General features: G+C 62.3%; 22 protein-coding genes and 1 pseudogene. 16 read left to right on the top strand and 7 right to left on the bottom strand.

The genetic code is table 11. The features are described 5' to 3' along the window. Positions 1 to 125: 125 nt before the first annotated feature. The 5 genes from LMTR3_RS35055 to LMTR3_RS35040 all read left to right on the top strand — a co-directional run bounded on the left by LMTR3_RS35055 (position 126) and on the right by LMTR3_RS35040 (position 6,194). Complete coding sequence (locus LMTR3_RS35055; protein ID WP_065749505.1) at positions 126 to 2,423, top strand: heavy metal translocating P-type ATPase; 2,298 nt, start codon at positions 126 to 128, stop codon at positions 2,421 to 2,423. A 132-nt stretch (positions 2,424 to 2,555) separates the two neighbouring features. Continuing rightward, positions 2,556 to 2,921 (top strand): hypothetical protein, encoded by a 366-nt coding sequence (locus LMTR3_RS35050; protein WP_065749504.1) that lies wholly within the window; start codon positions 2,556 to 2,558, stop codon positions 2,919 to 2,921. Positions 2,922 to 2,932: 11 nt separating this feature from the next. Beyond that, on the top strand, positions 2,933 to 4,777 hold the full coding sequence (locus LMTR3_RS35045) for an alpha/beta fold hydrolase (protein ID WP_084029990.1): 1,845 nt from the start codon (positions 2,933 to 2,935) through the stop codon (positions 4,775 to 4,777). Between the two features lie 201 nt (positions 4,778 to 4,978). Then, positions 4,979 to 5,287, top strand: coding sequence for a serine hydrolase (locus LMTR3_RS40480; RefSeq protein ID WP_210184750.1), 309 nt, complete (start codon positions 4,979 to 4,981; stop codon positions 5,285 to 5,287). Then, complete coding sequence (locus LMTR3_RS35040; RefSeq protein WP_210184749.1) at positions 5,241 to 6,194, top strand: serine hydrolase domain-containing protein; 954 nt, start codon at positions 5,241 to 5,243, stop codon at positions 6,192 to 6,194. Before LMTR3_RS40480 ends, LMTR3_RS35040 begins: the two co-directional genes overlap by 47 nt. 158 nt (positions 6,195 to 6,352) lie before the next feature. Here LMTR3_RS35040 and LMTR3_RS35035 read toward each other — a convergent pair whose 3' ends face one another. The 5 genes from LMTR3_RS35035 to LMTR3_RS35015 are packed head-to-tail and all read right to left on the bottom strand — an operon-like array spanning position 6,353 to position 11,531. After that, positions 6,353 to 7,945, bottom strand: coding sequence for an MBL fold metallo-hydrolase RNA specificity domain-containing protein (locus tag LMTR3_RS35035; protein WP_065749503.1), 1,593 nt, complete (start codon positions 7,943 to 7,945; stop codon positions 6,353 to 6,355). Beyond that, a complete protein-coding gene (locus LMTR3_RS35030) occupies positions 7,942 to 8,847 on the bottom strand; it encodes a ribose-phosphate diphosphokinase (RefSeq protein WP_065749502.1) in 906 nt (301 codons plus the stop codon). Before LMTR3_RS35030 ends, LMTR3_RS35035 begins: the two co-directional genes overlap by 4 nt. Further along, positions 8,844 to 10,394, bottom strand: a complete 1,551-nt coding sequence (locus LMTR3_RS35025; protein WP_065749501.1) for a thymidine phosphorylase family protein — start codon at positions 10,392 to 10,394, stop codon at positions 8,844 to 8,846. Before LMTR3_RS35025 ends, LMTR3_RS35030 begins: the two co-directional genes overlap by 4 nt. 30 nt (positions 10,395 to 10,424) lie before the next feature. Beyond that, the gene (locus LMTR3_RS35020; protein WP_065749500.1) at positions 10,425 to 11,264 is read right to left on the bottom strand and encodes a universal stress protein; all 840 of its coding nucleotides are present in this window, start codon (positions 11,262 to 11,264) and stop codon (positions 10,425 to 10,427) included. Positions 11,265 to 11,273: 9 nt separating this feature from the next. After that, a complete protein-coding gene (locus LMTR3_RS35015; protein WP_065749499.1) occupies positions 11,274 to 11,531 on the bottom strand; it encodes a hypothetical protein in 258 nt (85 codons plus the stop codon). A 296-nt stretch (positions 11,532 to 11,827) separates the two neighbouring features. Between LMTR3_RS35015 and LMTR3_RS35010 the strand changes: the two are divergent. The 11 genes and pseudogenes from LMTR3_RS35010 to LMTR3_RS34960 all read left to right on the top strand — a co-directional run bounded on the left by LMTR3_RS35010 (position 11,828) and on the right by LMTR3_RS34960 (position 25,637). Continuing rightward, positions 11,828 to 14,565: pseudogene (locus tag LMTR3_RS35010) on the top strand (nitrate/nitrite transporter). A gap of 12 nt (positions 14,566 to 14,577) precedes the next feature. After that, the gene (locus tag LMTR3_RS35005) at positions 14,578 to 18,330 is read left to right on the top strand and encodes a nitrate reductase subunit alpha (RefSeq protein WP_065749498.1); all 3,753 of its coding nucleotides are present in this window, start codon (positions 14,578 to 14,580) and stop codon (positions 18,328 to 18,330) included. After that, positions 18,327 to 19,847 (top strand): nitrate reductase subunit beta, encoded by a 1,521-nt coding sequence (narH, locus tag LMTR3_RS35000; RefSeq protein ID WP_065749497.1) that lies wholly within the window; start codon positions 18,327 to 18,329, stop codon positions 19,845 to 19,847. The genes LMTR3_RS35005 and narH overlap by 4 nt, the downstream gene beginning before the upstream one ends. After that, positions 19,847 to 20,554, top strand: coding sequence for a nitrate reductase molybdenum cofactor assembly chaperone (gene narJ / locus LMTR3_RS34995; protein ID WP_065749496.1), 708 nt, complete (start codon positions 19,847 to 19,849; stop codon positions 20,552 to 20,554). The genes narH and narJ overlap by 1 nt, the downstream gene beginning before the upstream one ends. 12 nt (positions 20,555 to 20,566) lie before the next feature. Next, positions 20,567 to 21,280 (top strand): respiratory nitrate reductase subunit gamma, encoded by a 714-nt coding sequence (narI, locus tag LMTR3_RS34990; RefSeq protein ID WP_065749495.1) that lies wholly within the window; start codon positions 20,567 to 20,569, stop codon positions 21,278 to 21,280. Between the two features lie 3 nt (positions 21,281 to 21,283). Then, positions 21,284 to 22,108, top strand: a complete 825-nt coding sequence (locus tag LMTR3_RS34985; RefSeq protein ID WP_065749494.1) for a peptidylprolyl isomerase — start codon at positions 21,284 to 21,286, stop codon at positions 22,106 to 22,108. A gap of 9 nt (positions 22,109 to 22,117) precedes the next feature. After that, entirely contained in the window at positions 22,118 to 22,456 is a 339-nt protein-coding gene (locus LMTR3_RS34980) for a hypothetical protein (RefSeq protein ID WP_065749493.1), read from the top strand. 50 nt (positions 22,457 to 22,506) lie between these two features. Next, entirely contained in the window at positions 22,507 to 23,235 is a 729-nt protein-coding gene (locus tag LMTR3_RS34975) for a carbonic anhydrase (RefSeq protein ID WP_065749492.1), read from the top strand. A gap of 1 nt (position 23,236) precedes the next feature. Then, positions 23,237 to 23,776, top strand: a complete 540-nt coding sequence (gene mog / locus LMTR3_RS34970; protein WP_065749491.1) for a molybdopterin adenylyltransferase — start codon at positions 23,237 to 23,239, stop codon at positions 23,774 to 23,776. Further along, positions 23,745 to 24,335 (top strand): DUF2478 domain-containing protein, encoded by a 591-nt coding sequence (locus tag LMTR3_RS34965; protein WP_065749490.1) that lies wholly within the window; start codon positions 23,745 to 23,747, stop codon positions 24,333 to 24,335. The genes mog and LMTR3_RS34965 overlap by 32 nt, the downstream gene beginning before the upstream one ends. Positions 24,336 to 24,374: 39 nt before the next feature. Then, on the top strand, positions 24,375 to 25,637 hold the full coding sequence (locus LMTR3_RS34960; protein ID WP_065749489.1) for a molybdopterin molybdotransferase MoeA: 1,263 nt from the start codon (positions 24,375 to 24,377) through the stop codon (positions 25,635 to 25,637). A gap of 74 nt (positions 25,638 to 25,711) precedes the next feature. On the opposite strand, the gene LMTR3_RS34955 is transcribed toward LMTR3_RS34960, so the two are convergent. Both LMTR3_RS34955 and LMTR3_RS34950 read right to left on the bottom strand, forming a co-directional pair. Further along, positions 25,712 to 26,302 carry a hypothetical protein gene (locus tag LMTR3_RS34955; protein ID WP_065749488.1) on the bottom strand — a complete coding sequence of 197 codons (591 nt, stop codon included), beginning with the start codon at positions 26,300 to 26,302 and terminating at the stop codon, positions 25,712 to 25,714. Between the two features lie 159 nt (positions 26,303 to 26,461). Beyond that, the gene (locus LMTR3_RS34950; protein ID WP_065749487.1) at positions 26,462 to 26,845 is read right to left on the bottom strand and encodes a carboxymuconolactone decarboxylase family protein; all 384 of its coding nucleotides are present in this window, start codon (positions 26,843 to 26,845) and stop codon (positions 26,462 to 26,464) included. Positions 26,846 to 26,914: the final 69 nt, after the last annotated feature.

Genomic DNA, 26,914 nt, shown 5'->3' with positions numbered 1-26,914 from the left:
CGCTGATATCGGGATGAAGCTTTGGACATGCGTTCCCAGAGCAGTTGAGCGTGCCATGATTTTGCTCAAGCAACGAAGATCCCTTTTCGAGGAAAGTTATGGTTGTCGAATGATGGAAGCGATCGATGCCCTTCGAGCGAACCTTGCGACGAATGCTGGTTGCGATCGCGGTTGCCGGATTGACGGCGGGTATTGCAGCGAGCGCCGCGGGCCGGCTTGATCTGGCCAATCTCGCATGGACGCTCGGCACGGCGCCCGTGATTGGAGGACTTGCAGCCTCGATCGTCAGGGACTTTCTGGCCGGTCGCCTTGGAGTGGATGCGATCGCGCTTTTGTCGATGAGCGCGGCATTGGCGCTGGGCCAGCCGCTCGCCGGGGCTGTGGTCGCGCTGATGTATGCCGGCGGCAATGTCCTTGAGGATATCGCAATCGCACGGGCGGAGCACGACCTGCGCTCGCTGGTTGATCGCGCGCCGCGCCAAGCACATCGCAGGACCGGCGATCGGATCGACCAGGTTCCGGTTGAGGCAGTCTCGGTCGGTGACGAGCTTCTGGTGCGGGCCGGCGAAATCGTGCCGGTCGACGGTGTTGTTCATTCGGCGTTAGCAACCATCGACGAATCAGCGGTTACGGGTGAGCCGATTCCGGCCGCGAAAGCACGCGGCAGCGCCGTCCTTTCCGGCTCGCTGAATGCGGGAGAGACTTTCGAGTTGACCGTAACCGCACCCGCCGGCGAGAGTACCTACGCTGGCATCGTGCGCATGGTGACTGCAGCGCAAACCTCGAAAGCCCCCTTCGTAAGGCTGGCCGACCGCTATGCGCTGATCTTTCTGCCCGTGACGCTCGTCATCGCCTTCCTGGCATGGCTGGTTTCGGGCGATCTTACCCGCAGCCTCGCTGTGCTGGTGGCGGCGACGCCCTGTCCGCTGATTCTGGCCGCACCCGTCGCCTTCATCGCCGGCGTGGCGCAAGCGGCTCGCCGCGGCATCCTGGCCAAGGGCGGAGGCGCGCTGGAGGCATTGGCCCGCGCACACACTGTGCTGTTCGACAAAACCGGTACGTTGACGGTGGGCGGTGCGCGGCTACTTTCGATCGAGGTTGCACCGGGGCAGTGTCCGGAGGACGTGCTGACACTTGGGGCGTCACTCGAGCAAGCCTCTCACCACGTGCTTGCCAAGGCGGTCGTCGCCGCGGCCATCGACCGCGGCCTCAAGCTGAAAGCGCCCGAGCAGGTCAAAGAGACCATGGGCGCTGGCTTGCGGGGCCTGATCGACGGTCGTCAGGTAACCGTGGGCTCGCGGGAGATGCTTCTCTCAGACGGCGAACTGTCGCCGTGGGAACTCCGGGCGATCCGGCGCGCTTCGTGGCGCTCGGCGCTGATCGTCTTTGTCGCCGTGGACGGCCGTCCGATCGGCGCGCTGCTGTTGGCTGACGAACTGCGGTCCGATACGCCTCGGGCGATCCGGCTGCTGCGCGATGCGGGCATCGCACGAATGGTAATGGTCACGGGCGATCGCGCCGCGGCGGCTCAGGCGATCGGTGCCGCACTCGACCTCGATGCGGTGCTGGCCGACCGCGTTCCTTCCGACAAGGTCGAGGCGGTGCGCAGTGAGCAGCGACTGCATCCGACCATCATGGTGGGAGATGGCATCAACGACGCGCCGGCTCTGGCCGCGGCCGACGTCGGGGTCGCGCTCGGCGCGCGCGGCGCCAGCGCCTCGTCCGAGGCGGCCGACGTGGTGATCCTGGCCGACCGGCTGGACCGAGTCGGTGAAGCAATCACCATTGCGCAGCGGGCGCGGCGCATTGCCCTCCAGAGCATCATTGTCGGCATGAGCTTGTCGTTGGCCGCCATGGTGGCGGCCACCGTCGGCTGGCTCGCCCCAGTACCCGCCGCAATCGTCCAAGAGGTGATTGACGTTGCCGTGATCCTGAACGCGCTGCGGGCCCTCACCCCGGCTGGCGGCAGGGGCGGTCGGCGCATCACCGTAGAGCAGGGACTGGCGCTGCATCATGACCATCAAGCGCTATTCAGGCATCTCGACAGGCTGCGCACAATCGTCGATGCGCTGGACGATGCCCCGCCAGAGAACGCAGCGAGCTTGATTGAAGAAGCTCATCGACTGGTTCAGGGCAGCGTTGTGGTGCATGAGCGCGACGATGAGGGCAGCGTCTATCCTCAGCTTGCGGAGGTGCTGCGCGAACGCCATGGCCTCTCGGCCATGAGCCGCGCGCATCGCGAGATCCTGCATCTTGCGCGGCTGCTGGCTCGAATCGCGGAGGACTTGCCCTTGGAGCGGGTAGACCGGTATCTAATTCGCGATGCCCAGCGGGTGGTTGAGGCAATCGAAACGCTAGTGCGCATGCATACAGCCCAAGAGGAGGACATTTACGAGGGCGTGACGACCCAGTCGGCAGCTTAGGAGCATGATCCGCGCTCATGGTCACGCTATTGGCCAATAGCGCCCGAGCTGAAGCGCCCGCCAGTTTTGATGCATCTCAATGTTCAGGCTTGGCCAGTCGATATCGTATCGGCGGAGAAATAGGAGATTGTCATGACAGAGCCGTCTGAGCGGGCCGCTTCCGGTTCTTACCAATCGGACACCAATGGAGAGGCGGAAGCCACCAAACTAAATCAGGGTGCACTGGAGTTCTTGCTCGGTGCGCAGAAGATGACGTTTGAGGAATTGGTCTTTCTCGGCGATGAGATGCTTGAGAGAGTGCGGACCGAAATGCATCTCTTCACGGAATTCGTCACAAAAATGGCGGGCGCACATTCCGTGAAAGACGTCAAGGCGATGTGCCAGGAATGCGGTCAGCATCAGCTCGATTTTGTCCGCCGCGACTCCGAACGGCTATTTAGGCATGGCGAGCGAATGATCGCGGCCACTTCGAACTTAATCAGCGGCGTTCGCTACTGATCGGCCACAGCATGCACCAGAAATTGCCCCAACCGACGGCGGAAGTCGGCATCTTGCCTCTTCCTTCCATTGCTGCGAGCGAGGGCGATGACCGGAAGCCAGTCGCGCCGATCGACCTGCCTGCGGCAGGCGCGAGCGCCGAGACATATCATGCCGATCGTGCCCTCCATGCGATGCTCGCGCGCCTCAGCGGCGGTATCTCGCCGCTGGCATTACTGCTGGCCTATATAGACTGGCTGTCGCATCTGGCTGCGTCGCCACAGCGACAGATCGAGATTGCGCAGGACGCTTTGCTCGATGCTAACCGGCTTGTCGCATCTGCACTGCACGTTTACTCGCCTGGACAGGGACCGTGGTCACTGATGAGACCGCAGGCGCAGGATAGGCGCTTCGGCGGGCGGCAGTGGGAACATCCGCCGTTCAATCTGATGGCGCAGGCATTCCTGCTGAGCCAACAATGGTGGCACAACGCGACCACGGGCGTGCGCGGGGTGGCGAAGCAGAACGAGGCGATCGTCGAGTTTTCGGTCCGCCAGATGTTGGACGTCATGTCGCCTTCCAATTTCGCCGCGACCAATCCGGAAGTGCTTCGGAGATCGTTCGAGAGCGGCGGCGGGAATTTCATACGCGGCTGGCAGAATTTCTGGAGCGACTGGATGCGCCTGGTGTCGGCCGGCCAGGGGCCTGTCAAGTCCGGTGATTTCGTTGTCGGCGACACCGTCGCCACGTCGCGCGGCAAGGTGGTGTTCCGCAACGAACTGATCGAACTGATCCAGTATTATCCGGCCACCGAGAAGGTGCATCCGGAGCCGGTCCTGATCGTGCCGGCCTGGATCATGAAGTATTACATCCTCGACCTGTCGCCGCAGAACTCGCTGGTGAAGTATCTCACCGGCGAGGGCTTTACCGCATTTATGATCTCGTGGCGCAATCCGGGTACGGAAGACCGCGAGGTTGCCTTCGACGACTATCGAAAGCTCGGCGTCGAAGCCGCGCTGGATGCTATCAGTGAAATCGTGCCCGGACCCCAGGTTCATGCCTTGGGCTATTGTCTCGGCGGAACGCTGCTCTCGATAACGGCAGCGACCATGGCGCGCGACGGCGACGACCGGCTGAAGTCGATCAGCCTGCTCGCCGCGCAGACCGATTTCACCGAGGCCGGCGAATTGACCTTGTTCATCAATGAAAGCCAGGTCGCTTTCCTCGAAGACATGATGTGGGAACGCGGCGTGCTCGACACCACGCAGATGGCTGGCGCATTCCAGTTGCTGCGCTCCAACGACCTGATCTGGTCGCGGCTTACCCGCGACTATCTGATGGGGGAGCGGGCGGCGCCGAGCGATCTGATGGCCTGGAACGCCGATGCGACCCGCCTGCCATACCGGATGCATTCTGAGTATCTGCGCAAGCTGTTCCTCAACAACGACCTTGCCGGCGGACGATACCTCGTGGAGGGCAAGCCTATCTCGCTGTCGGATATTCATACGCCGATGTTCGTGGTAGGCACTGTTCGGGACCACGTCGCGCCATGGAAATCCGTCTACAAGATCCACTACCAGGCCGATGCCAACATAACCTTCCTGCTTACCAGCGGTGGTCATAATGCGGGAATCGTGGCACCTCCCGGCGAACAGGGCCACGCCTATCGGATCAGGACCAAGGCAGCGGACGCGACCTATACCGGTCCCGCCGAATGGCTGAAGACCGTCCCGGAGGTTGAGGGATCGTGGTGGCCGGAATGGACGAAGTGGTTGGCCGCGCGGTCCGGCGAGCTTGTTGGGCCGCCGCGCATGGGCACGAAGGCTTCGGAGGGGGAGACACTGCCCGATGCGCCCGGCGATTACGTTCGTTTCTAGGGCGTGAACTCACAAAATCGGCTTGAACGGATGGGGATTGCTCAATGTCCGCTTCTACCAAAGTAGCGACCAACGAGCGGACATGCCCGGAGCTCCCGCCGCGACACGACCGAGCGCTGTCTCGGCGCGAGCCGGACCGCAATTCAATGTAGGGCCACCCCGAACCGATTCGATTTGCAAAAGTCCTTGGTGACGACACGGATGACTTGGAAGGTCATGTCGATGGCACATACTCGACACAGCCAAATTCACGGGCACGTAGGCAAGGGCTTTGATGCCGTGCGGGACGCTTTCGTTGAGAATTTTTCCCATAGAAGCGAGCTGGGGGCCGCATGTTGCGTGTACCGTCACGGAGAGAAGGTCGTCGACCTGTGGGGCGGAATTCGCAACAAAGCGAGCGGCGAGCCGTGGCAGGAGGACACGATGGTCCTTGTGCACTCCGCAACCAAGGGGGCTCGCGGCGATGACGCTTGCGCTCGCGCATTCCCGGGGCTGGCTCGAATACGATGAACGCGTGTGCACCTACTGGCCGGAATTTGCCCAGCGAGGCAAGGAAACGATCACTGTTCGACAGCTCTTGGCGCACCAGGCTGGGCTGTTTGCTTTCGACGAGCCGGTCGATCGTGACCTTGTTGCCGACCTTGATCGCTTGGGGCCCGTTCTCGCCCGCCAAGCGCCTGCCTGGAAGCCTGGTATGCGCCAAGCCTATCACGCGATCAGTCTCGGGTTCTATCAAGGGGAATTACTGCGCCGGATCGATCCGAGGAATCGCAGCCTCGGACAATTTTTTCAAGAGGAGATAGCATCTCCGCTCGGGCTCGATTTCTACATTCGCGTGCCCAAGGAGATTCCAAACTCCAGGTTGGCCACCATTGAAAGTCCCACCGCGCTTGAGATGCTCTGGGGTTTCCCGATTCGGCTGACCTTGGCGACGCTCTATCCTCATTCGAACATGTACCGGGCGCTCATAGCGAACCCAGGCGCTGCAATATGCAATGATGAGACGCGCATTTATTCGCGCAACCTTGAGGTGCCATCGGGCGGTGGCGTCGGAACGGCGCGAGCGATTGCACGTGCCTACAGTGTGTTTGCGACCGGAGGGCAAGAATTGCAATTATGTCCAGAAACTCTCCGGCTCTTGATGGCGCCGGCGATCCCGGCCGAACGCGGCTTCTACGATGAGTGCATGAAAGCCGAGATCCAATTCTCGCTTGGTTTCTGCAAGCCCAGTCCAACTTCGCCCTTCGGTCATCCCGGCTCGTTCGGACACCCTGGAGCGGGAGGCTCCTTTGGTTTCGCCGATCCAGAAGCTGAAATCGGATATGCCTATGTCACCAACCGTATGGGCACCACATTGCCGTTTGATCCACGAGACGTGGCGTTGAGAGCGGCGATGTCGTCGAGCATCGGCCGCTGAGGATCAGTAGCGCTGATTTTGCCATGGCCGCCGCATGTCTACGATAGCGACCAGACAGTAGCCTCCGGGCAGGTGTTGAGATCAGTGCAATATCGTGATTCGAGCTTCCAACCGGAGCTTCAAATCACGACGGTTGCAACGTCAGGCCGACGTTCGAGCTATTCCTCCAGAGCGCGGCGGAGCCGTCGGATGAGGACACCTCTCGCGCGATCGTCGGCGGCAGACTCGATGCGGTCGTTGATGTCCAGGACGAGCTTTGACATTTCGTTGTGCCAGTCGAGCCTCACCACCGCCTCCGGCGCCAGCCGGCGGCGACGGCCGGCGTCGAGCGGCGTTGGCGTGGCGGCGGACAGCTCGTAGACGTCGTCCAGCAACGGCTGAAACACCCGCGCCGCCGGGATGATGCGCTCGGAGACTCGTGCGGCGAGGCCGGTGATTGCCGGCTCTTCGCCATGGACGAGAAAAAGCCCGCGCTGAATCGGACGGCGAGCGGCGATCCATCGCACGAGCTCCGATCCGTCGGCATGTCCGGAATAGTCGTCGATGGTGCGGATGGTCGCCGCGACCTTGATCTCGTTGCCCTGAATGCGCACAGCCCTGGCGCCGTCGGCGAGAAATCGGCCGAGTGTTCCCGGCGCCTGAAAGCCGACCAGCAACACGGTGGCTCTGGCGCTCCACAACCAGTTTCGAAGGTGATGCCGAATGCGTCCGGCGTCGCACATACCACTGGCGGCAATGATAATATGAAAGCCGGCCAGTTTCGCGATTCGCTTGCTCTCTTCGACCGTTTCCGTGAATCGCAATTGCGCGAAAGTGAGCAGCCGGCGCACGTCGACAGCCGGATCGAGGCTTTCGGCGTGCTTGCGGAACACCTCGGTAGCGCGGATCGCCAGCGGGGAGTCGAGAAAGATCGGGGCGGACGGAATCTCGCCGCGCTCCATCAGATCGATTAGGTCAACGATAAGTTCCTGGGTGCGTTCCACTGCAAACGCTGGAATCAGCAGCGCGCCCTTGCGCATCGCGGCGCCGTTCACCTCTTCGGCGAGGCGCGCCCGGCGCGCATCGGGCGAAGTAGGCGGACGCTCTCGGTCGCCGTAGGTCGATTCCGAGATGACGTAGTCGAAGTCTGAAGGCGCTTCAGGGTCAGGTTGCAGCAGTTTGGCGTCCGGCCCGATATCGCCGGATGCGAGAATGCGCATGGGCCTTCCCGATCCATCACCATCGGTGCATTCGATCTCGATCGAGGCAGAACCAAGCAGATGCCCCGCATTCCAGTACCGCGCGCGAACGCCTGGAATCACGTCGATCCATTTTTCGTAATCGACCGCCATAAACGATTGCAGTGAAGCGACCGCGTCGGCCTGCGTATAGATCGGCGTAACCTCCGCGCGTCCGCGAGCAGCGTTACGCCGGTTCAGCGCGGCGACCTCGGATTCCTGAATGCTGCCGGCGTCCGGCAACATATAGGAGCAGAGATCGATGGTGCCGCGCGTTGCCAGGATACGGCCGGCAAAGCCGTTGCGCACCAGTTTGGGCAGTAGCCCGCTGTGATCGATATGGGCGTGCGTCAGCAGCACTGCATCGATACCGGCTGGCCGAAACGGAAAGGCGCCGTAGTTCAGTTCCTTCAGCGTTTTTTGTCCCTGAAACAGGCCGCAATCGACCAGGAAGCGCCCGGCCCGGGTTTCGAAGAGATGGCAGGAGCCTGTAACGGTGCGTGATGCGCCGCAAAACCGAATAGTCACGCTCATCGGAAGTTCTCCGGTATCTCGTCCTTCAACGCATCGACGAACAGTTCGTCGAGCACAATGGCATTGGTGGAATGGGGGACGCTGTAGGTCGAACGGATCGAGCGAATACCCGATAAAGCCATCTCGCCGCAAAGCGCTTCGGGAAACAGCGCGTGCGTCATGACGGCATCGATCGTCGTCGCGCCAGCCGCGATCAACGCTTTGGCGCAGGCAATCATGGTGCCGCCCGACGAAACGATGTCGTCGACGATCAATGCGGGCCGGCCGACGATATCGGCCCGGTTCTGAAATTCGATTGCGACGATGCGGTCGCCGCGGCGGTTCTTTTGCGCAACGGTATGCGACAGGCCGAGCCGGCCGGCGAGATCGCCGACCCAGGGGCGCGATTCGGCATCCGGTCCCGCTACGACGGTTGCGGGATCGAGACCAGTTTTGCGCAGTATGTCCGATATTGCCGGCATGGCCGAGAGATTGTCCGACTGGATGCCCGGAAATACAGCCCCGATATCAGGCGTGCGGTGCAGATGCGCGTCCACGGTGATGATGCGATCCACGCATCGCGCCAGCAGCGGACCGATCACCTTCTGGCTGATCGCCTCGCCCGCGTGGAATGCGGTGTCCTGGCGCATGTAGCATAGATAGGGCGCCAGCAGCACGAGGCGCCTTGCGCCTTCGCGTCGCAGCGCTTCGGCGGCGAACATCAGCGCGATGAGTTTATCGTTTGGCCTGTCGAGCGAGGCGTAGATGATCGTCGTGGAAGCTGCCGGTCCAACTGTCACCCGCATTTCCCCGTCGGGAAAGAAATGCGTCCTGATCTCATGAGATGGCACACCGAGCCGCGTTGCGAGCCTCGTAGCGTCGCGCGTCGACGACGGCAAGCTTTGCAGCACGACCGCGCTCACAGTGTAGTCTCGGCCGATACCGGGTGTCGCACGCCGATGAGGTAGCCGCTGTTGCGTTTTGCCGCCGCGATGGCAAGGTCGAGTTCAGCCTGGTCACAGGCGTGAATTCGATAGAGCGGCTGGCCCTTCTCGACGCGATCGCCGATCTTGCGGAACAGCTTGATGCCCGCGCCCTTGTCGATCGGCGCGCCAGCGGTTCGCGCAAGACGGTTCAACTGCAGGCAATCGATCTCGGATATGGCGCCGTCATCGGCGGCGCAGACATCGAAGACGAGTTTTCCGATATCTTTGCGGCAGGCCGAGGGGCCTTGCGCGTCAATGATCTCCTGCATTTTCTTCATCGCCGCGCCGCGGTCGAGCAGTTCGCGGGCGCGTGTGTAGCCTGCGCCACCTCGCAACTGCGGATCATACTCGAGCAGATGCGCCGCCAATCTTAGGGACTTTTCACGCAGGTCCGTGGGTGCATTCGGCTCGTTGCTCAGCACCGCCGTGACGTCGGCCGCCTCGAGCACTGGACCGATGCCGTTGCCGATCGGCTGGCGGCCATCGGTCGTGATTACCTCGACGGCAATACCGAAGTGATCGCCGACGAACTCAAACAGCTTGCGCAGCCGCATCGCCTCGGCGGCATTGGCAAGCTTTGCGGTCGGGCCGACTGGCAGGTCGATCAGCAGATTGGTCGAACCGGCCGCGAGTTTCTTAGACATGATCGATGCGACCATCTGTTCGCTTGTGTCGAGGCAGAGTGGACGTTCGACGGAAATCAGAATGTCGTCGGCAGGCGAGAGATTGACGTGCCCGCCCCAGACCAGGCAACCGCGGCACGCGGCGACGATTTCCTTCATCTCGTCAACCGACACGTCGACCCGGGCCAGTACCTCCATGGTGTCGGCAGTGCCGGCCGGCGAGGTGATCGCCCGAGAGGAGGTCTTGGGAATAATGAGGCCATGCGCCGCGACGATTGGGACGACGATCATGGAAGTGCGGTTTCCGGGAATGCCGCCGATGCAATGCTTGTCGACGACCATGGGACTTGGCCATTTCAGCTGGGTGCCTGCCATCGCCATCGCCCGAACCAGAGCGAGCAGCTCGCCGCTGGTCATGAAGCTTGCGGCGCCGATCAGGAACGCTGCGATCTCCATATCGGAGTAGCGGTAATGCGTCAGGTCGTTGATGATGGCGTCGATTTCGGAGGGCTTCAGCGTTCTGCCCTGAATCTTGCCGCGAACTGCGTCGAGACTTTCGGGCGGGGTCGCGGGGCTGACGGTGACGAGGCGGCCCACTGGCTCGGCAAAGCGCCGGAACGCCGGCTCGGAAAGCCCGATTTCATCGGCGCTGACCAATCCGTCGTCCGTGATCAACAGCGTGGCGAGCAGGACCTTCGAACCGCTCTGTAGTTCGACCCGACTGAAGCCGCGAAATACGTCCGGCTGCAATGCTCTCGAGTGGCGTGAAATCACCACCACGTTCTCGCGTCCGGTGTCGAGGTTGACCCGGCGCACTTTCAGTGGCGGGCGGGAGTCATCCCTCCTGGAGTCTTCGGCCATCGGAACTCCACGGTGCGCCAAAACCGACCGTCAATGCGAAAACAAAATCGGAAGCGGCGGCTTCGACAGCAGGCTCTTGGTTGCGCCACCGAGGACGAATTCGCGCCATCGGGAGTGTCCATAAGCCCCCATGACGAGGACATCGACCTTGTGGGAGACGGCGTAAGCTTCAAGCACCTCTCCAATTCGCTTCCCGTTGGCATCAATCTTGTCCAGCACGACGTCGATGCCATGGCGCGCCAGGTTTTTCGCCAACTCCTCGGCGGAATGCTTGGAGTCCAGCTTCTTCTCATTGGTGACGGTGACGATGCGCACTTTCTTCGCTTTTTCGAGCAGCGGAAGCGCATCCGAAACGGCCCTGGCTGCCGCGCGGCTGAAATCCCAGGCGATGGCGATAGTGCCGAGTTCGAATGGGCGCGGGCGGGGGCTCTCAGGTACAACGAGGGTCGGCCGGCCCGATCCGAATATCACGGCCTCGGCGTACCACTGGTCATAGCTTTCCGGCACCGGCACGATGGTGAGGTCGCGAAGCCGCGCGTAGTCCACCAGCAGATCCGGCACCGCGAAAGTCGGGCATTTCTCGACATAGGTCTCGTGGAGGATGCCGGCTTTGTTCGCGGCGGCATCGAAAGCAGCCAGAATGTCCTTGGCGCTCTTCCGGCTCTTCTCGGCTTCGCCGGCAAGAATCGCGGGGATATTGGCAATCGAACCGGAGAGGAAATGTCCTGGCACTTCGACATGCACCTCGCAGGCGACGGCGGCCAGGTGAGCACCAAGTGCAGCCGCAACCGAGACTGCCTCCTCGGTTACTGAGACCGGAGTTGGATCCGGATAACTCGTCAGTGTCAGCAGAATGTCTTTGATCGCCACGGTGCTCTCCTATTTCGAGGCACAATCTAGCGGTCGGCCGAATTCGCCATTTGATCCAACGCAAGCGGGCTTGGTTTGCCGCTTCAGCGCTGCAGCCGTGCTGAAGGAGCGCTTGACGAGGATCAGGCTGACGATCACGACTACGAGCGAGAAGAACGCCAGAACCTCCGGCACCGGAATGCCGGATTGGAGCGCCATGACGTGAATTGCCGCGACCAGCACAAACGCCAGCGTTCCCTGCAGCACGCTCCTGCCTGCCACTGACATAAAAGTGCCCCGCAACGCCTGGTCGTAACAGGCGCTGGCGAGGCAGTCTTAGGAGAAAACGGCGAGATCGCCGAATGATGATGCGGGACATCTTTGTCGGACATCATCTAGGTAAACCATTCATCCATTTCGGCGCGTCCGCATTGACATGGATCAACCGGTATTCGCGAAGATCAGGAGCTTTCCCGCGACAATGAAAGTTGCGCAATCGCATTAATCTTTGACCCAGCGCAAGTATCGGTTCGGCATTCCGGTCGATTCCTACCCTCAGCACACGAGCCGGCGAGGGGACTATTATGGACGCAACAACCACAGCGCATCAGGGCCGGGCACTCTGGCTTTCGACCATTGCCTTCACGATATGCTTCGCGGTCTGGACGATCTTCTCGATCATCGGTATCCGCATCAAGCAGGAGCTGGGGCTGAATGACACCCAGTTCGGCCTTCTGGTCGGCACGCCTATCCTCAGCGGATCGCTGATCCGGCTCTTACTCGGCATCTGGACCGATCAATATGGCGGGCGGCGAGTCTACACCGTCGTCATGCTGGCCGCAGCGGTCGCAACCTATCTTCTGACCTGGGCAAGTACGTATCCCGAGTTCCTGGTGGCGGCCTTCTTCGTCGGCATCGCCGGCGGATCGTTTGCTGTTGGCGTGGCATATGTCTCGCGCTTTTATCCTGCAGGCAAGCAGGGCACCGCGCTCGGCATCTTCGGCGCCGGCAATGTCGGCGCGGCCGTCACCAAGTTCATCGCGCCGTTCGTGCTGGTGGCCTATGGCTGGCAGACCGTCGCGCAGGTCTGGGCGCTCTCCATCGGTCTGATGGGCCTGGTGTTCTGGTTCTGCTCGGAAGAGGACCCGGTCGTTCGTGCCCGGCGTGAGAAACATGAGAAGCCGAAAAGCGCATGGCTGGAGCTCGAGCCGCTCAAGAACATCCAGGTCTGGCGTTTCGCGCTCTATTACTTCTTCGTGTTCGGCGCCTTCGTCGCGCTGGCATTGTGGCTGCCGCAATATCTGATCAAGGTCTACGGCGTCGATATCAAGACCGCTGGCATGGTGGCTGCGATGTTCTCTCTGCCCGCCAGCGTGTTCCGCGCCTATGGCGGCCATCTCTCCGATCGCTACGGCGCGCGGCGCGTAATGTACTGGACCTTCCTGGTCGGCGTCGCCACGACCTTCGTGCTGTCCTATCCGCCGACCGATTACCTGGTAAAGACGGTCAACGGCACTGTCGCCTTCCATCTGGAAATGGGACTGGTGCCGTTCACGGTGATCGTATTCGTGCTCGGCTTCTTCATGGCGCTGGGCAAGGCCGCCGTCTACAAGCACATCCCGGTCTACTATCCGCAGAACGTTGGAGCCGTCGGCGGCCTGGTCGGCATGATCGGCGGCCTCGGCGGTTTCGTGTTGCCGATCGTGTTCGGCGCGCTCGTTGACCTGACCGGTCTGTGGACCAGTTGCTTCATGCTGCTGTTCCTGCTGGTTGCAGGTTCTCTGGCCTGGATGCATATGGCGATCCGGCAGATGGAGCGCGGCGTCGTCGGCGAAGAGCTCAAGAAACTTCCCGAACTTCCCGAAATGGAAACGATTCACAAGCCCGAGCATGTTGGCGCGCTGTCCGGCGCGGTGCTGACCGACTGGCGTCCCGAAGACAGGACCTTCTGGGAAACCACCGGGCGAGCGATCGCGCGGCGCAATCTCTGGATTTCGATCCCGGCGCTGTTGCTGTCATTCGCGGTCTGGCAGGTCTGGTCGGTGGTGGTCGCAAAGCTGCCCTCGGTTGGCTTCAAGTTCACCACCGCCGAGCTGTTCTGGCTGGCGGCGCTGCCAGGCATCTCCGGCGCCGTGCTGCGGATTTTCTACTCCTTCATGGTGCCGATCTTCGGCGGAAGACTCTGGACCACGCTCGCGACCTGGTCGCTGCTAATCCCGGCGGTGGGCATCGGTTATGCCGTGCAGAATCCGTCGACGCCGTATCCGGTGTTTCTGGCGCTGGCGCTGTTGTGCGGCTTCGGCGGCGGCAATTTCGCCTCATCAATGGCCAACATCTCGTTCTTCTTCCCGAAGGCGGAGAAGGGCAACGCGCTCGCGCTCAATGCCGGCCTCGGCAATCTCGGTGTCTCCACGGTGCAGTTCGTGGTGCCGATCATCATCACGGTCGGCGTGTTCGGCTGGTTTGGCGGCGACCCGGCTACTGTCACCAGCGGTACGCAGACATCATCGCTATGGCTGCAGAATGCCGGCTTCATCTGGGTGCCGTTCATCGTCGCCAGCGCGTTCGCAGCATGGTTCGGCATGAACGACATCGCTTCCGCCAAAGCCTCGTTCGCCGACCAGGCGGTAATCTTCCAGCGCAAGCACAACTGGATCATGTGCTGGCTGTATACGGGGACGTTCGGCTCCTTCATCGGCTATTCCGCCGGCTTCCCGCTGCTCGCCAAGACCCAGTTCCCGGCGGTCGATGCGCTTCCGTTCGTCTTCCTCGGTCCACTCGTCGGTGCGCTGTCACGCTCGGCGACGGGGTGGATCTCCGACAAGTGGGGCGGGGCGCGCGTCACCTTCTGGGTCTTCATCCTGATGATGCTCGGTGTGCTCGGCATTCTCTACTTCATTGGCATCAAGGACCAGCCGGGCGCATTCTGGGGCTTCTTTGCGATGTTCCTCGTCCTGTTCTTCGCAACGGGCGTCGGCAATGCATCGACCTTCCAGATGATACCGAACATCATGCGCAAGGAAATGGACCGGCTGATGCCGACCGCCGATGCGCTGACCCGTCAGCGCCAGGCCGAAAAGGAATCGGCCGCCATCACCGGCTTCACCTCGGCGATCGCAGCCTTCGGCGCCTTCTTCATCCCGAAGTCCTACGGGACCTCGATCGATCTCACGGGCGGCGTCGAGGGCGCGCTGTGGGGTTCTTCATCTTCTACGTGATCTGCGTCGCGATCACTTGGGCCGTCTATACCCGCAGGGGTGGACTGCTCCATGACGTCGAGCGTGGCCCGCAGATTTCATCCGTCACACAAGCTGCCGAATAAGGAAAGCGAACGATGAGTCATTTTCTCGACAGGTTGTCGTTCTTCACACGGGCCAAGGCCGAATTCGCCGGCGGGCATGGCGTGATGACCACCGAGGACCGTTCCTGGGAGGACGGCTACCGGAAGCGCTGGCAACACGACAAGATCGTCCGCTCCACCCACGGCGTAAACTGCACGGGCTCGTGTTCGTGGAAGGTCTACGTCAAGGGCGGTATCGTCACCTGGGAGACGCAGCAGACCGACTATCCGCGCACGCGGCCGGATCTGCCCAATCACGAGCCGCGCGGCTGCGCGCGCGGCGCGAGCTATAGCTGGTATCTCTACTCGGGCAACCGGGTGAAGTATCCGCTGGTGCGTTCGCGATTGCTGAAACTGTGGCGCGAAGCCCGTGTCCTGATGACCCCAGTGGCGGCGTGGAAGTCGATCGTCGAGGATCCGAAGAAGCGTGCTGCTTACGTGCAAAAGCGCGGTCTCGGCGGCTTCGTCCGCGCAAGCTGGGCCGAGGTCAACGAACTGGTGGCGGCAGCAAATGCCTATACCGCCAGAACCTACGGCCCGGATCGCGTGTTCGGGTTCTCGCCGATCCCGGCGATGTCGATGGTGAGCTACGCGGCAGGCGCGCGCTATCTGTCGCTGCTCGGCGGCGTCTGCATGTCCTTCTACGACTGGTACTGCGACCTGCCGCCGGCTTCGCCGCAGACCTGGGGCGAGCAGACCGACGTCCCCGAGAGCGCAGACTGGTACAATTCCGGCTTCCTGATCCTGTGGGGGTCGAACGTCCCGCAGACCCGCACCCCGGATGCGCACTTCTATACCGAGGTCCGCTACAAGGGCGCCAAGAGTGTCGTGATCAGCCCGGACTATTCGGAAGCCTCGAAATTCGCCGATCTCTGGGTGTCGCCGAAGCAGGGCACGGATGCTGCGCTCGCGATGGCGATGGGCCACGTCATCCTCAAGGAGTTCCACGTCGAGCGTCAGGCCAAGTACTTCAACGACTATGTACGCCAGTACACGGACATGCCGATGCTGGTGCGGCTGGTGAAGCAGGGCGATCATTACGTGCCCGAGCGCTTCTTGCGCGCCTCCGATTTCGTGAAGGGAATGGGCGAGGCCAACAATCCCGAGTGGAAGACGGTCGCCTATGACGAGACCTCCGGCGATATCGTTGTCCCGAAGGGGTCGGTCGGTTTCCGCTGGGGCGAGAAGGGCAAATGGAGCCTGGAGGAGAAAGCGTCCGGCAACCAGGATACCAGGCTCCGGCTGTCGCTGAGCGACATCAGGGACGGCACCTCGCCGGTCGGCTTCCCATATTTCGGCAACCGCGAGCACGATCATTTCGCCGGCACCGATCATCCCGACGTGCTCAAGCGCAACGTGCCGACCAAGACGCTGCAACTCGCTGACGGCGAGACTGTCGTGGCTTCGGTGTTCGACCTGTTCCTCGCCAATTACGGCGTCGACCGCGGCTTCGGCGGCGAGAATATCGGCAAGACCTACGACGATCTCGAGCCGTATACGCCGGCCTGGGCGGAAAAGATCAGCGGCGTGCCGCGCGACCAGATCATCACGGTGGCGCGCGAATTCGCGCTCAATGCCGAGAAGACCGGCGGCCGGTCGATGGTCATCCTCGGCGCCGGGCTGAACCACTGGTACCACATGGACATGAACTACCGCGGCATCATCAACATGCTGGTGATGTGCGGCTGCATCGGACAATCCGGCGGCGGCTGGTCGCATTATGTCGGCCAGGAAAAGCTACGCCCGCAATCCGGCTGGACGCCGCTGGCGTTTGGTCTCGACTGGGGCCGTCCGCCCCGGCAGATGAATTCGACGTCGGCGTTCTACGCCCACACCGACCAATGGCGTTACGAGACCCTCGATATCAAGGAGATCCTATCGCCGACGGCGCCTGCTGGTCCGTGGGACGGCGCGTTGATCGACTACAACGCGCGCGCAGAGCGGATGGGCTGGTTGCCGTCAGCCCCGCAACTTCAGACCAATCCGCTGGAGGTCTCCAGGCGCGCCGCGGCGGCGGGGCTGGAGGCTAAGGACTATGTCGCCAAGTCCCTGAAGTCGGGCGAGCTGCAATTGTCGTGCGACGATCCCGACAACCCCAAAAACTGGCCGCGCAATCTGTTCGTCTGGCGCTCGAACCTGTTGGGCGCATCGGGCAAGGGCCACGAATATTTCCTCAAGCACCTGCTCGGCACCAAGCACGGCGTAATGGGCAAGGACCTCGGCGAACACGGCCTGAAGAAGCCGGTCGACGTGAAGTGGCGCGACGAGGCGCCGGAAGGAAAGCTGGATCTTTTGGTCACGCTCGATTTCCGCATGTCCACCACCTGCATGTATTCGGACATCGTGCTGCCGACCGCGACCTGGTACGAAAAGAACGATCTCAACACCTCCGACATGCATCCGTTCATCCACCCGCTGTCGGCGGCAGTCGATCCGGTCTGGGAATCGCGCAGTGATTGGGACATCTACAAGGGCATAGCGGAAGCCTTTTCGCGCGTGGCGCCGGAAGTGCTTGGCGTCGAAAAGGACGTCGTGCTGACGCCGATCATGCACGACACGGCCGGCGAGATCGCGCAGCCGCTCGACGTCAAGGACTGGAAGAAAGGCGAGATCGATCCGATCCCCGGCAAAACGATGCCGGCGGTTACGGTGGTCGAGCGCGACTATCCGAACCTCTACAAGCGCTTCACCTCGCTCGGGCCGTTGATGAACAAGCTCGGCAATGGCGGCAAAGGCATGAGCTGGAATACCGATCATGAGGTCGACCTGCTCAAGAAGCTGAACGGCGTCGTGACCGAGGAAGGCGCGAGCAAGGGGCTCGCCCGGATCGACAGCGCGATCGACGCCTGCGAGGTCATCCTCAGCCTTGCGCCGGAGACCAATGGCGAGGTCGCGGTCAAGGCCTGGGCCTCGCTTGAGACCTTCACCGGGCGGGAACACACCCATCTGGCGATCCCTAAGGAGGACGAGAAGATCCGCTACCGCGACGTGGTCGCGCAGCCGCGCAAGATCATCTCGTCGCCGATCTGGTCCGGCCTTGAGTCGGAAAAAGTCTGCTATAACGCCGGCTATACCAACGTCCACGAACTGATCCCGTGGCGGACGCTGACCGGCCGGCAGCAGCTCTACCAGGATCATCTGTGGATGCGCGCCTTTGGCGAAGGGTTTTGCGTCTACCGGCCGCCGATCGACACCAAGACCGTCAAGCCGGTGATCGACCGCAAGCCGAACGGCAACGCCTCAGTGGTGCTGAACTTCATCACGCCGCACCAGAAATGGGGCATCCACTCCACCTACACCGATAACCTGCTGATGCTGACGCTGTCGCGCGGCGGACCGATTGTCTGGATCAGCGAGGCTGACGCCAAGGCCGCCGGCATCATCGACAACGACTGGATCGAGGCCTTCAACACCAACGGCGCGCTGGTCGCGCGCGCGGTGGTCTCGCAACGCGTCAAACAGGGCATGTGCATGATGTATCACGCCCAGGAGAAGATCGTGAACGTGCCCGGCTCCGAGCAGACCGGGCAGCGCGGCGGCATCCACAACTCGGTAACTCGGGTCGTGACCAAGCCGACGCACATGATCGGCGGCTACGCCCAGCAGGCCTGGGGCTTCAACTACTACGGCACGGTTGGCGCCAACCGTGACGAGTTCGTCATCGTCAGGAAGATGTCGAAGGTCGACTGGCTCGACACGCCGACGGCAGATCAGCCTGGTTCCCCCCGTTTGGAGGCCGCAGAATGAAGATCCGCGCTCAAATCGCCATGGTGTTGAACCTCGACAAGTGCATCGGGTGTCACACCTGCAGCGTCACCTGCAAGAACGTGTGGACCAGCCGCGAAGGCATGGAATACGCGTGGTTCAACAACGTCGAGACGAAGCCGGGCATCGGCTATCCCAAGGATTGGGAAAACCAGGCGCGCTGGAAGGGCGGCTGGAAACGCAAGCGCAACGGCAAGATCGAGCCGCGGATCGGCGGCAAGTGGCGGGTGCTGGCGAACATCTTCGCCAATCCCGATCTGCCCGAGATCGATGACTATTACGAGCCGTTCACCTTCGACTACCAGCACCTGCAGCAGGCCAAGGAAATGCCGGCGATGCCGACCGCCCGGCCGCGCTCGCTGGTGTCGGGCGAACGGATCGAGAAGATCGAATGGGGGCCGAACTGGGAAGAAATCCTCGGCGGCGAATTCGCCAAGCGCTCACAGGACTATAATTTCGAGGGCGTGCAGAAGGATATCTACGGGCAGTTCGAAAACACCTTCATGATGTATCTGCCGCGGCTGTGCGAGCACTGCCTCAATCCAGCCTGCGTCGCGGCCTGCCCCTCGGGCGCGATCTACAAGCGCGAGGAAGACGGCATCGTCCTGATCGACCAGGACAAGTGCCGCGGCTGGCGCATGTGCGTCTCGGGCTGCCCCTACAAGAAGATCTACTACAACTGGTCCTCGGGCAAATCCGAGAAATGCATCTTCTGCTATCCACGCATCGAGGCCGGCCAACCGACGGTGTGCTCGGAAACCTGCGTCGGCCGTATCCGCTATCTCGGCGTGGTGCTCTATGACGCCGACCGGATTGCTGAAGCCGCAAGCAAACCCGACGAGCGCGACCTCTACCAGGCGCAGCTCGACGTCTTCCTCGATCCCAACGATCCCAAGATCATTGCCGAGGCGGAACGGCAGGGCATTCCGCATGCCTGGCTCGAATCCGCCAAGGCCTCGCCGATCTGGAAAATGGCGATGGAGTGGAAGGTGGCGTTCCCGCTGCACCCGGAATACCGGACGCTGCCGATGGTATGGTACGTGCCGCCGCTGTCGCCGATCACGTCGGCGGCTTCCGCCGGCAAGATAGGTCTCGACGGCGGAATGCCCGATGTAAAGTCGCTGCGCATCCCCATGAAATATCTCGCCAACCTGCTGACCGCAGGTGACGAGAGGCCAGTGACGCTGGCGCTGGAGCGCATGCTGGCGATGCGCGCCTATATGCGCACCAAAACCATCGATGGCGTGGTGGACGAAGTGGTCGCCCGGCGCGTCGGGTTGAAGCCCGAACAGATCGACGAGATGTACCAGATCATGGCGATCGCCAATTACGAGGACCGGTTCGTGATTCCAACCGCGCACCGCGAGCTTGGCACTGACGCCTACGACCTGCGCGGCTCCTGCGGCTTCACGTTCGGCAATGGCTGCTCGGGTGGCGAAAGCGAAACCAATTTGTTCGGTTCGCCGCGCAAGGCCAAGAACCCGATGGAGATGGCGTGATGAGGACGTTCAAGATCCTGTCAGCGCTGCTCAGCTATCCGACCCAAGGGTTAATCGACGCCGCGCCGGGGTTTCCGGCCATTCTCGATGCCGAGAAGGTGGTACCTGCATCCTGCCGCGGCGAGCTCGATCTACTGATCGAGGAAATCGCCATCGGTGAGCTGTACGACCTGCAGGAGCGCTACGGCTTGCTGTTCGACCGCAGCAGAACGCTGGCGCTGCATCTGTTCGAGCATGTCCACGGCGAAAGCCGCGACCGCGGCCAGGCCATGGTCGATCTCAAGGCGATGTACGAAAAGTCCGACCTGTTTATCGCGGCGAACGAGTTGCCGGACTACGTGCCGCTGTTCCTAGAATTCCTGTCGACCCAATCGCTCCCGGCCGCCCGCGAGCTGCTGCGGCAGACCGCCCATATTCTGGCAGCGCTGGCTGAGCGGCTTGAGCGCCGGCAATCGAAATACAAGGCCGTGTTCGACGCGCTGGTCGCGATCTCCGCTGAAGCTCCGTCGCGCGAGATCGTCGACGAATTGCTGAAGGGCGCCGACCCCGATCCGATGGATCTCGAGGCGCTCGATGCCGCCTGGGAAGAGGAAGAGGTGCGGTTCGGTCCCGGCAGCCAGGGGCAGGGTGCCTGCGGCCACGAGGGCCTGATCGCAAAGCTTCGCCATGCCCGACGCGCGGTCGATCCCGCGCCACGCCCGCAGTAAGGAGACAGCGTCATGCAAACGCTCAATTCGATCGTGTTCGGCTGGTACCCCTATCTGTGCCTGACCGTGTTCCTGTTCGGCAGCCTGTTCCGGTTCGACCGCGAGCAGTATACGTGGCGAACCGGATCCAGCCAGTTATTGCGTCGGCGGCAATTGGTGTGGGGCTCCAACCTGTTTCACGTCGGCATTCTCTTCATCTTCCTGGGCCATTTCGTTGGCCTATTGAGCCCGATCTGGGTGTTCGACATGCTCGGCGTATCGCACGGCTTCAAGCAGATGCTGGCGATCGTCGCCGGCGGAGCAGCGGGCCTGATGTGCCTGGTCGGCATTGCGCTGCTGACGCATCGCCGCCTGTTCGACCCGCGCATCCGCGCCAATACCTCGTTCGGGGATACCGCGATCCTGCTGTTGCTGTTCGCGCAGCTCTTGCTCGGGCTTGCCACCATCCCGGTGTCGATGGGTCACCTCGACGGCCACGAGATGGTCAAGTTCATGGCATGGGCCCAGGGCATCCTGACGCTGCAGCCCGGCGTCGCCGCCAACATTTTGGACGTGCACCCGATCTTCAAGGCCCATCTCGTGCTCGGCATGACGCTGTTCCTCGTCTTCCCGTTCACGCGGTTGGTCCACATCTGGAGTGCGCCGGTCTGGTATCTCGGCCGGCGTGGCTATCAGGTCGTCCGCAGCCGCGACGGTTCGTTGCGGCCCATCCAACCGGCGGAGTAGGTCATGGATTGTTCGCTGACGAACACGCTGCCAAAGCCCAGGACGATCAGCGTCAACGGCACGGTCATTCCGCGCGAGATGATCGCCCGCGAGGTGCAGAACCATCCGGCGGAAAAGCCGATCCTGGCGTGGCAGGCGGCCGCCCGCGCGCTGGTCGTGCGCGAACTCCTGTTGCAGGAATCAGAGCGACTTGGGATCGAGGCGGAGCCGCTTCGCGATGCCGAAGGACGCTCGGAGACTGGCGAGGAAGCAGCGATGCGCGCCCTGATCGAGCGTGAGGTAGGGATGCCCGAGCCGGATGAGGCGGCATGTCTCCGGTTCTATGAACAGAACCGCGCGCGCTTCCGTTCGGGGGACCTGTACGAGGCGGCGCATATCCTGATCGCCGCGCGTCCCGACGACGTTGCCGCGCGCACCGAGGCCCGACTGACTGCCGAGAATATTCTGGCCGCGGTCCGCGGCGATCCGGCGCTGTTTTCAGAATTCGCTCGCAGCCATTCGGCCTGCAAGACCTCGGCGCAGGAGGGCGGCCGGCTCGGTCAGTTGACGCGTGGCCAGACAGTAGCGGAATTCGAGGCGACGCTAGAGCGGATGCGGCCGGGTGAATTCGCCATCGCCGAAACCCGCTACGGCTTCCACGTCATCCGGCTCGATCAATATGCTCCCGGTCAGGTGCTGCCGTTCGAGCTCGCCCGTGACCGCATCGCGGATTATCTCACGGCCAGCGTTCAGCATCGAGCGCTGGCGCAATATGTCTCGGTACTGGCAGGCAGAGCCGAGATATCGGGCATCACGCTCGCCGCGGCGGCGTCGCCGCTCCTGCAATAGGAGCTAACGATGCAACTCGGCGACATCATCCGCAGCTTCAGCGAGGACGCGACCGCCAGCGAGGCGTTGCTCGCCTGCAACGACATCGTGCTGTTCGCGCGCGTCGGCGAGGCCGCTAGCCGTTATGAAGAAACCGTCGGCGAGTACGCCTCCGGCGCAGTCAGGCGCTTTGCCAATCTCGCCGGCAGCGAGGACTGGCTCGGCCTGATGAACGTCGTCGAGCGCACCGACGATCCCGCGACCGGTTGCCTCGTCTACATGGTCAACTGGTCGCTGAAGAAGGACGAGGCGCCCGAACCGCCTGCCCACGCGGGCTGCACCTGTGGCGGCTGTGGAGGTTGCTCTTGAGCTCGCATTCCTTGAATTCTGATGCGGTCGGCTCCGGATTTTGATGCGCCATGATCGACGAGTTGTTCGACCGTAATGTGGCCTGGGCGACGGGCAGAACCCGCAGCGATCCCGATTACTTTCGGCGGCTCGCCGAGCAACAGGTGCCGCGCTATCTCTGGCTCGGCTGTTCGGACAGCCGCGTTCCCGCCAACGACATCGTCGGCCTCGATCCGGGCGAAGTATTCGTGCATCGCAATGTCGGTAATGTCGTTCATACCGGCGACATGAACCTGTTGTCGGTGCTGGAATTTGCCGTCGAAACGCTGCAGGTGAAACACATCATCGTCTGCGGCCATTATGGTTGCGGCGGCATCCGCAGGGCGTTCGAGCCGCCGGGCGGCGGCGGTCTGGTCGACCACTGGCTGGCGCCGGTGCGGGAAATGTGCCGGCGATGCGCGCCCGATCTGGCGCAGCTTCCGAATGACGCGGCCAGAATGGACCGCGCCTGCGAACTGAATGTCGAGCTGCAGCTACGGCGGATCGCTGCCACGCCGATTTTGCGCGGTGCCTGGCAGCGCCAGCAATCCATCACGGTTCACGGCTGGATCTATGGCCTCGGAGACGGGCTGTTGCGCGATCTCGGGCTAAAGCTGTCGTCGCTCGACGATGCCGAGTGTCTAGACCGCGAAGACGATTTCGCCGGGCTTACCGAGCCGATCACCATGGTTCGCCGCCATGCGGAAGAAGCTTTCGCAGGACTGTCGATGCTGGAGCTGCAGCTTTTGGAGGAGGGGTGAGATGCCTGACAATCTGCTGGCGCGAATTGGCGTGCTAACGATATCCGATCGCGCCAGCCGCGGCGAATATGAGGACATCAGCGGCAAGGCGATCAATGATTTCATTGGCCGGGCATTGCGGTCGAACTGGGTCGCGGTTGTAAGGATCGTGGCTGACGGTACCGACAGCGTGGCGCAGGCGCTGATCGATATGGTCGAGCGCGAGGATTGCGATTTGATTTTCACGACCGGCGGCACCGGGCCGGCGCCGCGGGACCTGACGCCGGAAGCGACGCGAATGGTCATCACGCGCGAGCTGGAGGGGTTTGGCGAACTGATGCGCCGGATCAGCCTCGAACAGGTGCCGACCGCCATTCTCTCCCGGCAGACCGCCGGAACGCGCGGCAAGTGCCTGATCGTCAATCTGCCGGGACGCCCCTCGGCCATCGATATCTGCCTGAACGCGGTATTCCCCGCAATTCCCTACTGCCTCGATCTGATCGGGGCGCGCCGAATAGAGGTCAATCCAGATGTATGCGCAGCATTCCGACCCGCCCCATAACGCAGCCATGCGGCCGCAACAGTCCTTGGTGGCGATCGTCTACGCCAACGACGCCTATCCGCAATCGACCTTCGAAGGCATCGTGGAGGATTGCCGCCGCCGCGGGCTCCGCCTGGCCGGGGTGCTGCAACACCCGGTCTGCTCGGACGCGGCGGGTCACTGCGATGTCGTGCTGGAAGAGCTCACGACGGGCCTGCGGACGGACCTGTTCGAAGACCGCGGCCCGGGCGCCAGCGGATGCCGGCTCGACGAGGCGGCGCTCGCGGAAGTGAACGGGCGGGTGGCGCGTTCACTTGATGCTGCTCCAGACCTTCTGATCCTCAACAAGTTCGGTAAAGTGGAGGCCGAAGGCCGCGGTCTGCTCGACCTGGTGGGGATGGCGATCGATCGCGGCATCCCAGTCGTGATCGGGGTTCCGATCAGAAACCTTGAACCTTGGCGCCGCTTCGCCGGCGGCATGTCGGTCGAGCTTTCCCGCGATCCGTCAGAGATTGGGGGCTGGCTCAACAGAACCTTCCCTGTTGCGATAGCGCAAAGTCCCGAGCCGGCGGCCTGTTAGACGGAGGTTGCATCCCTCGAACGACTTTGCGGAGGCGAAATGCCAGCGTTGCTGCAGCCGGAAATCGACGCTTGCCTTACGCCTGCAAGCACGGACCTTGTTTCGGTGGAACGGGCGCTTGCCATTGGCTTGGCCGAGGCGCGGCCCATCGCCGAGACCGAGCTGGTCGATCTCTCAGCCGTAGCGGGGCGGATTCTCGCACAGTCCGTCAAGGCAGATGAGCCGCTGCCGCGGTTCGATTGCAGTGCGATGGACGGTTATGCTGTCGATACGGACAGCCTGGCTCCAGAATTTCCAGCCCGGTTGAAGGTGGCCGGCAGCATCGCCGCGCGCCGCACCGTCGGTAATCCGGTGCTACAGGACGGCTGCGCCTTTCGCATCCTGACTGGTGCGCCGATCCCCGCCGGCGCCAATGCCGTCATTGCCCAGGAAGATGTGCGGGGCGAGGACGACAGCATCGTTCTCTCCAGTGCGCCACGAGCCGGCGAGAATATCCGAAGGCGCGGCGAGGACGTCAGGTCGGGCGACAGCCTGATCGAGACTGGCACGGAAATGGGGCCGCTGCAGGTGGGCGTAGCCGCGGCCTGCGGTCATCCGGGTGTTCGTGTTTTCCGTAAGCTTCGCGTGGCAATGTTCACGACCGGTTCGGAGCTTCGACAGCCCGGGGAAAACATCCAGCCCGGCGAGATCTACGACGCCAACCGTTTTATCCTGCTCAGCCTGCTCGCAAAGCCATGGATCGAGATCGTCGATCTCGGATGCATCGCCGATAGGCCGTCGAGGTTGCGGACCACTTTCCAAGCGGCCGCGACGCGCGCCGACGTGATTATCAGCGCCGGCGGCATATCTGTGGGTGACGAAGACCACGTGGTGGAATCGTTCGAGCGCTGCGGAGGCAGACTATGGATCCGCAAGGTCGCGATTAAACCGGGCAAGCCCCTCGTCCTCGGCAGAATGGCTGACGCCACCTATGTCGGACTTCCCGGGAATCCGGGGGCGTTGTTCACGACATTCAAGGTTATCGTCGATCAGATCCTTGGCGTTTGCGCGGGCATCAGAGCTGCCGGCGATAGTCGGTGTGCAGCGATTGCAAATTTCGACTGGAAGGGACGACCGGGCCGCACGACCTATCTGCCCGCCATTCTGGCGGGTGAGGCGCAGGGCCTGCCGCTGGTCGAGCTGTTGCCGGACGTCAATTCCGGCAAGCTGCATCAGCTCAGCCGCGCCAGAGGCTTTGCAGTTGTCTCAGCCGGGACAGCAGCCGTGAAGCGAGGCGATCGAATTTGCTGGCTGCAAGTTTGAGTGACCTGGCAACCTTCATCGATCCACCTTGCATCGCGCTACGATGAACGGCAGCGGCATAACAGGGTTCAGGCCTAATTTGCCGCGACGAGATCTGCAGGAGCCTGTTTCATTTCGGGGTCAAGCGCGCTTGGACCGCCGACAGCGGGCTGCGGCGCCGGGGCTCCCGCCTGTTCCTTGGCACCGAGCTGTTGCCGTGCGACGACGCTCTGCCAGAGCCGAAGGATATTCTGCTGCGTTTCCACCGCGACGAAGCAGTGCCCCTCCCGGTCGAATCCGCAGAAAGTTGCGCGGTCGTCTCCGCGGATGCGTACGAGTGCTTCATTGATGATGTCGAGGCACGCAATCACCTGACCTACGTTCTGCAGGCGCGTGTGATGCGCAATATCGATCAGGCGGAATGCCTCCACGCGGGATTGCGGAATAGCGATACCCTGGCGACCAAACTCGAAGAAGACATTTGCTGCCGGCAGGACGCCCTGAATCTCGTTCAATATCGTGGCAACTTCATCGGCACTACACGAGGCCAAATGGTCCTGCCGAGGTTCGACCTTTGCCGCGCGACTTGGCAATCCGAGGGATGAGGTGACTTGGGCCTCGATCCATTGTCGAACGTCGGCTGGAGCCGCGCGCACCTGTTCCGAACTCAAGGTGATTCCAATCATGTGGGGTCTCCATCCGATCGACCAATATGACACCAGTTGACACAGCGTTGGGGCGAGCGATGTTGATCGGGATCAAATGTCGGGTGCTGCCGGCGTCAAAATCCGGGGCAGCGATCGGTTCCGCCGGTATGCGCGCCTTGAAACCGTTCGAAGCCATTGTCACGTTGAGAGCGCGGGCGCTTCTATGGTTGGTCGCTTCCCCGCGATGGTCTCGAATTGAGTGAATGCTTCCAGCGCGTGGCTCGCGTACATGACCGATGGGCCGGCTCCCATATAGATCGCCATTCCGAGCGTCTCACAGACCTCTTCCTTCGTCGCGCCTTGTTCTACGGCGGCTTTGACGTGGAAAGCGATACAGTCATCACACCGCACGGCAACGGCGATGCCGAGCGCAATCAGTTCCTTCGTCTTTACATCCAGCGATTTCGAAGCGGTCGCTGCTTGAGCAATACCCGCAAATGCCTTCATGACATCAGGAGCCCCTCCGCGCAAACTCCGAAGAAGGGCGCTCAATTCTGTCGTCATTTGTGGCCAGTTGTTCATCGCACCTGCCTCGCCGTTCGCGAAAATACCGTCATTCTTGGCGCAAAAGCGTGCGGGCGACTTTGCGAT

It is taken from the genome of Bradyrhizobium sp. LMTR 3 (genome assembly GCF_001693485.1).
Taxonomy (GTDB): Bacteria; Pseudomonadota; Alphaproteobacteria; order Rhizobiales; family Xanthobacteraceae; genus Bradyrhizobium.
Note: the sequence above shows the minus strand (reverse complement) of the source record. Positions and strands in the feature narration are given on the sequence as shown.

What these genes read in the sequence shown, in the direction of transcription:
- LMTR3_RS35055 (WP_065749505.1), top strand. Translation starts at nt 126, where the DNA reads ATGCCCTTCGAGCGAACCTTGCGACGAATGCTGGTTGCGATCGCGGTT.
- LMTR3_RS35050 (WP_065749504.1), top strand. Translation starts at nt 2,556, where the DNA reads ATGACAGAGCCGTCTGAGCGGGCCGCTTCCGGTTCTTACCAATCGGAC.
- LMTR3_RS35045 (WP_084029990.1), top strand. Translation starts at nt 2,933, where the DNA reads ATGCACCAGAAATTGCCCCAACCGACGGCGGAAGTCGGCATCTTGCCT.
- LMTR3_RS40480 (WP_210184750.1), top strand. Translation starts at nt 4,979, where the DNA reads ATGACTTGGAAGGTCATGTCGATGGCACATACTCGACACAGCCAAATT.
- LMTR3_RS35040 (WP_210184749.1), top strand. Translation starts at nt 5,241, where the DNA reads ATGACGCTTGCGCTCGCGCATTCCCGGGGCTGGCTCGAATACGATGAA.
- LMTR3_RS35035 (WP_065749503.1), bottom strand. Translation starts at nt 7,945, where the DNA reads ATGAGCGTGACTATTCGGTTTTGCGGCGCATCACGCACCGTTACAGGC.
- LMTR3_RS35025 (WP_065749501.1), bottom strand. Translation starts at nt 10,394, where the DNA reads ATGGCCGAAGACTCCAGGAGGGATGACTCCCGCCCGCCACTGAAAGTG.
- LMTR3_RS35015 (WP_065749499.1), bottom strand. Translation starts at nt 11,531, where the DNA reads ATGTCAGTGGCAGGCAGGAGCGTGCTGCAGGGAACGCTGGCGTTTGTG.
- LMTR3_RS35005 (WP_065749498.1), top strand. Translation starts at nt 14,578, where the DNA reads ATGAGTCATTTTCTCGACAGGTTGTCGTTCTTCACACGGGCCAAGGCC.
- narH (WP_065749497.1), top strand. Translation starts at nt 18,327, where the DNA reads ATGAAGATCCGCGCTCAAATCGCCATGGTGTTGAACCTCGACAAGTGC.
- narJ (WP_065749496.1), top strand. Translation starts at nt 19,847, where the DNA reads ATGAGGACGTTCAAGATCCTGTCAGCGCTGCTCAGCTATCCGACCCAA.
- narI (WP_065749495.1), top strand. Translation starts at nt 20,567, where the DNA reads ATGCAAACGCTCAATTCGATCGTGTTCGGCTGGTACCCCTATCTGTGC.
- LMTR3_RS34985 (WP_065749494.1), top strand. Translation starts at nt 21,284, where the DNA reads ATGGATTGTTCGCTGACGAACACGCTGCCAAAGCCCAGGACGATCAGC.
- LMTR3_RS34980 (WP_065749493.1), top strand. Translation starts at nt 22,118, where the DNA reads ATGCAACTCGGCGACATCATCCGCAGCTTCAGCGAGGACGCGACCGCC.
- LMTR3_RS34975 (WP_065749492.1), top strand. Translation starts at nt 22,507, where the DNA reads ATGATCGACGAGTTGTTCGACCGTAATGTGGCCTGGGCGACGGGCAGA.
- mog (WP_065749491.1), top strand. Translation starts at nt 23,237, where the DNA reads ATGCCTGACAATCTGCTGGCGCGAATTGGCGTGCTAACGATATCCGAT.
- LMTR3_RS34965 (WP_065749490.1), top strand. Translation starts at nt 23,745, where the DNA reads ATGTATGCGCAGCATTCCGACCCGCCCCATAACGCAGCCATGCGGCCG.
- LMTR3_RS34960 (WP_065749489.1), top strand. Translation starts at nt 24,375, where the DNA reads ATGCCAGCGTTGCTGCAGCCGGAAATCGACGCTTGCCTTACGCCTGCA.
- LMTR3_RS34955 (WP_065749488.1), bottom strand. Translation starts at nt 26,302, where the DNA reads ATGATTGGAATCACCTTGAGTTCGGAACAGGTGCGCGCGGCTCCAGCC.
- LMTR3_RS34950 (WP_065749487.1), bottom strand. Translation starts at nt 26,845, where the DNA reads ATGAACAACTGGCCACAAATGACGACAGAATTGAGCGCCCTTCTTCGG.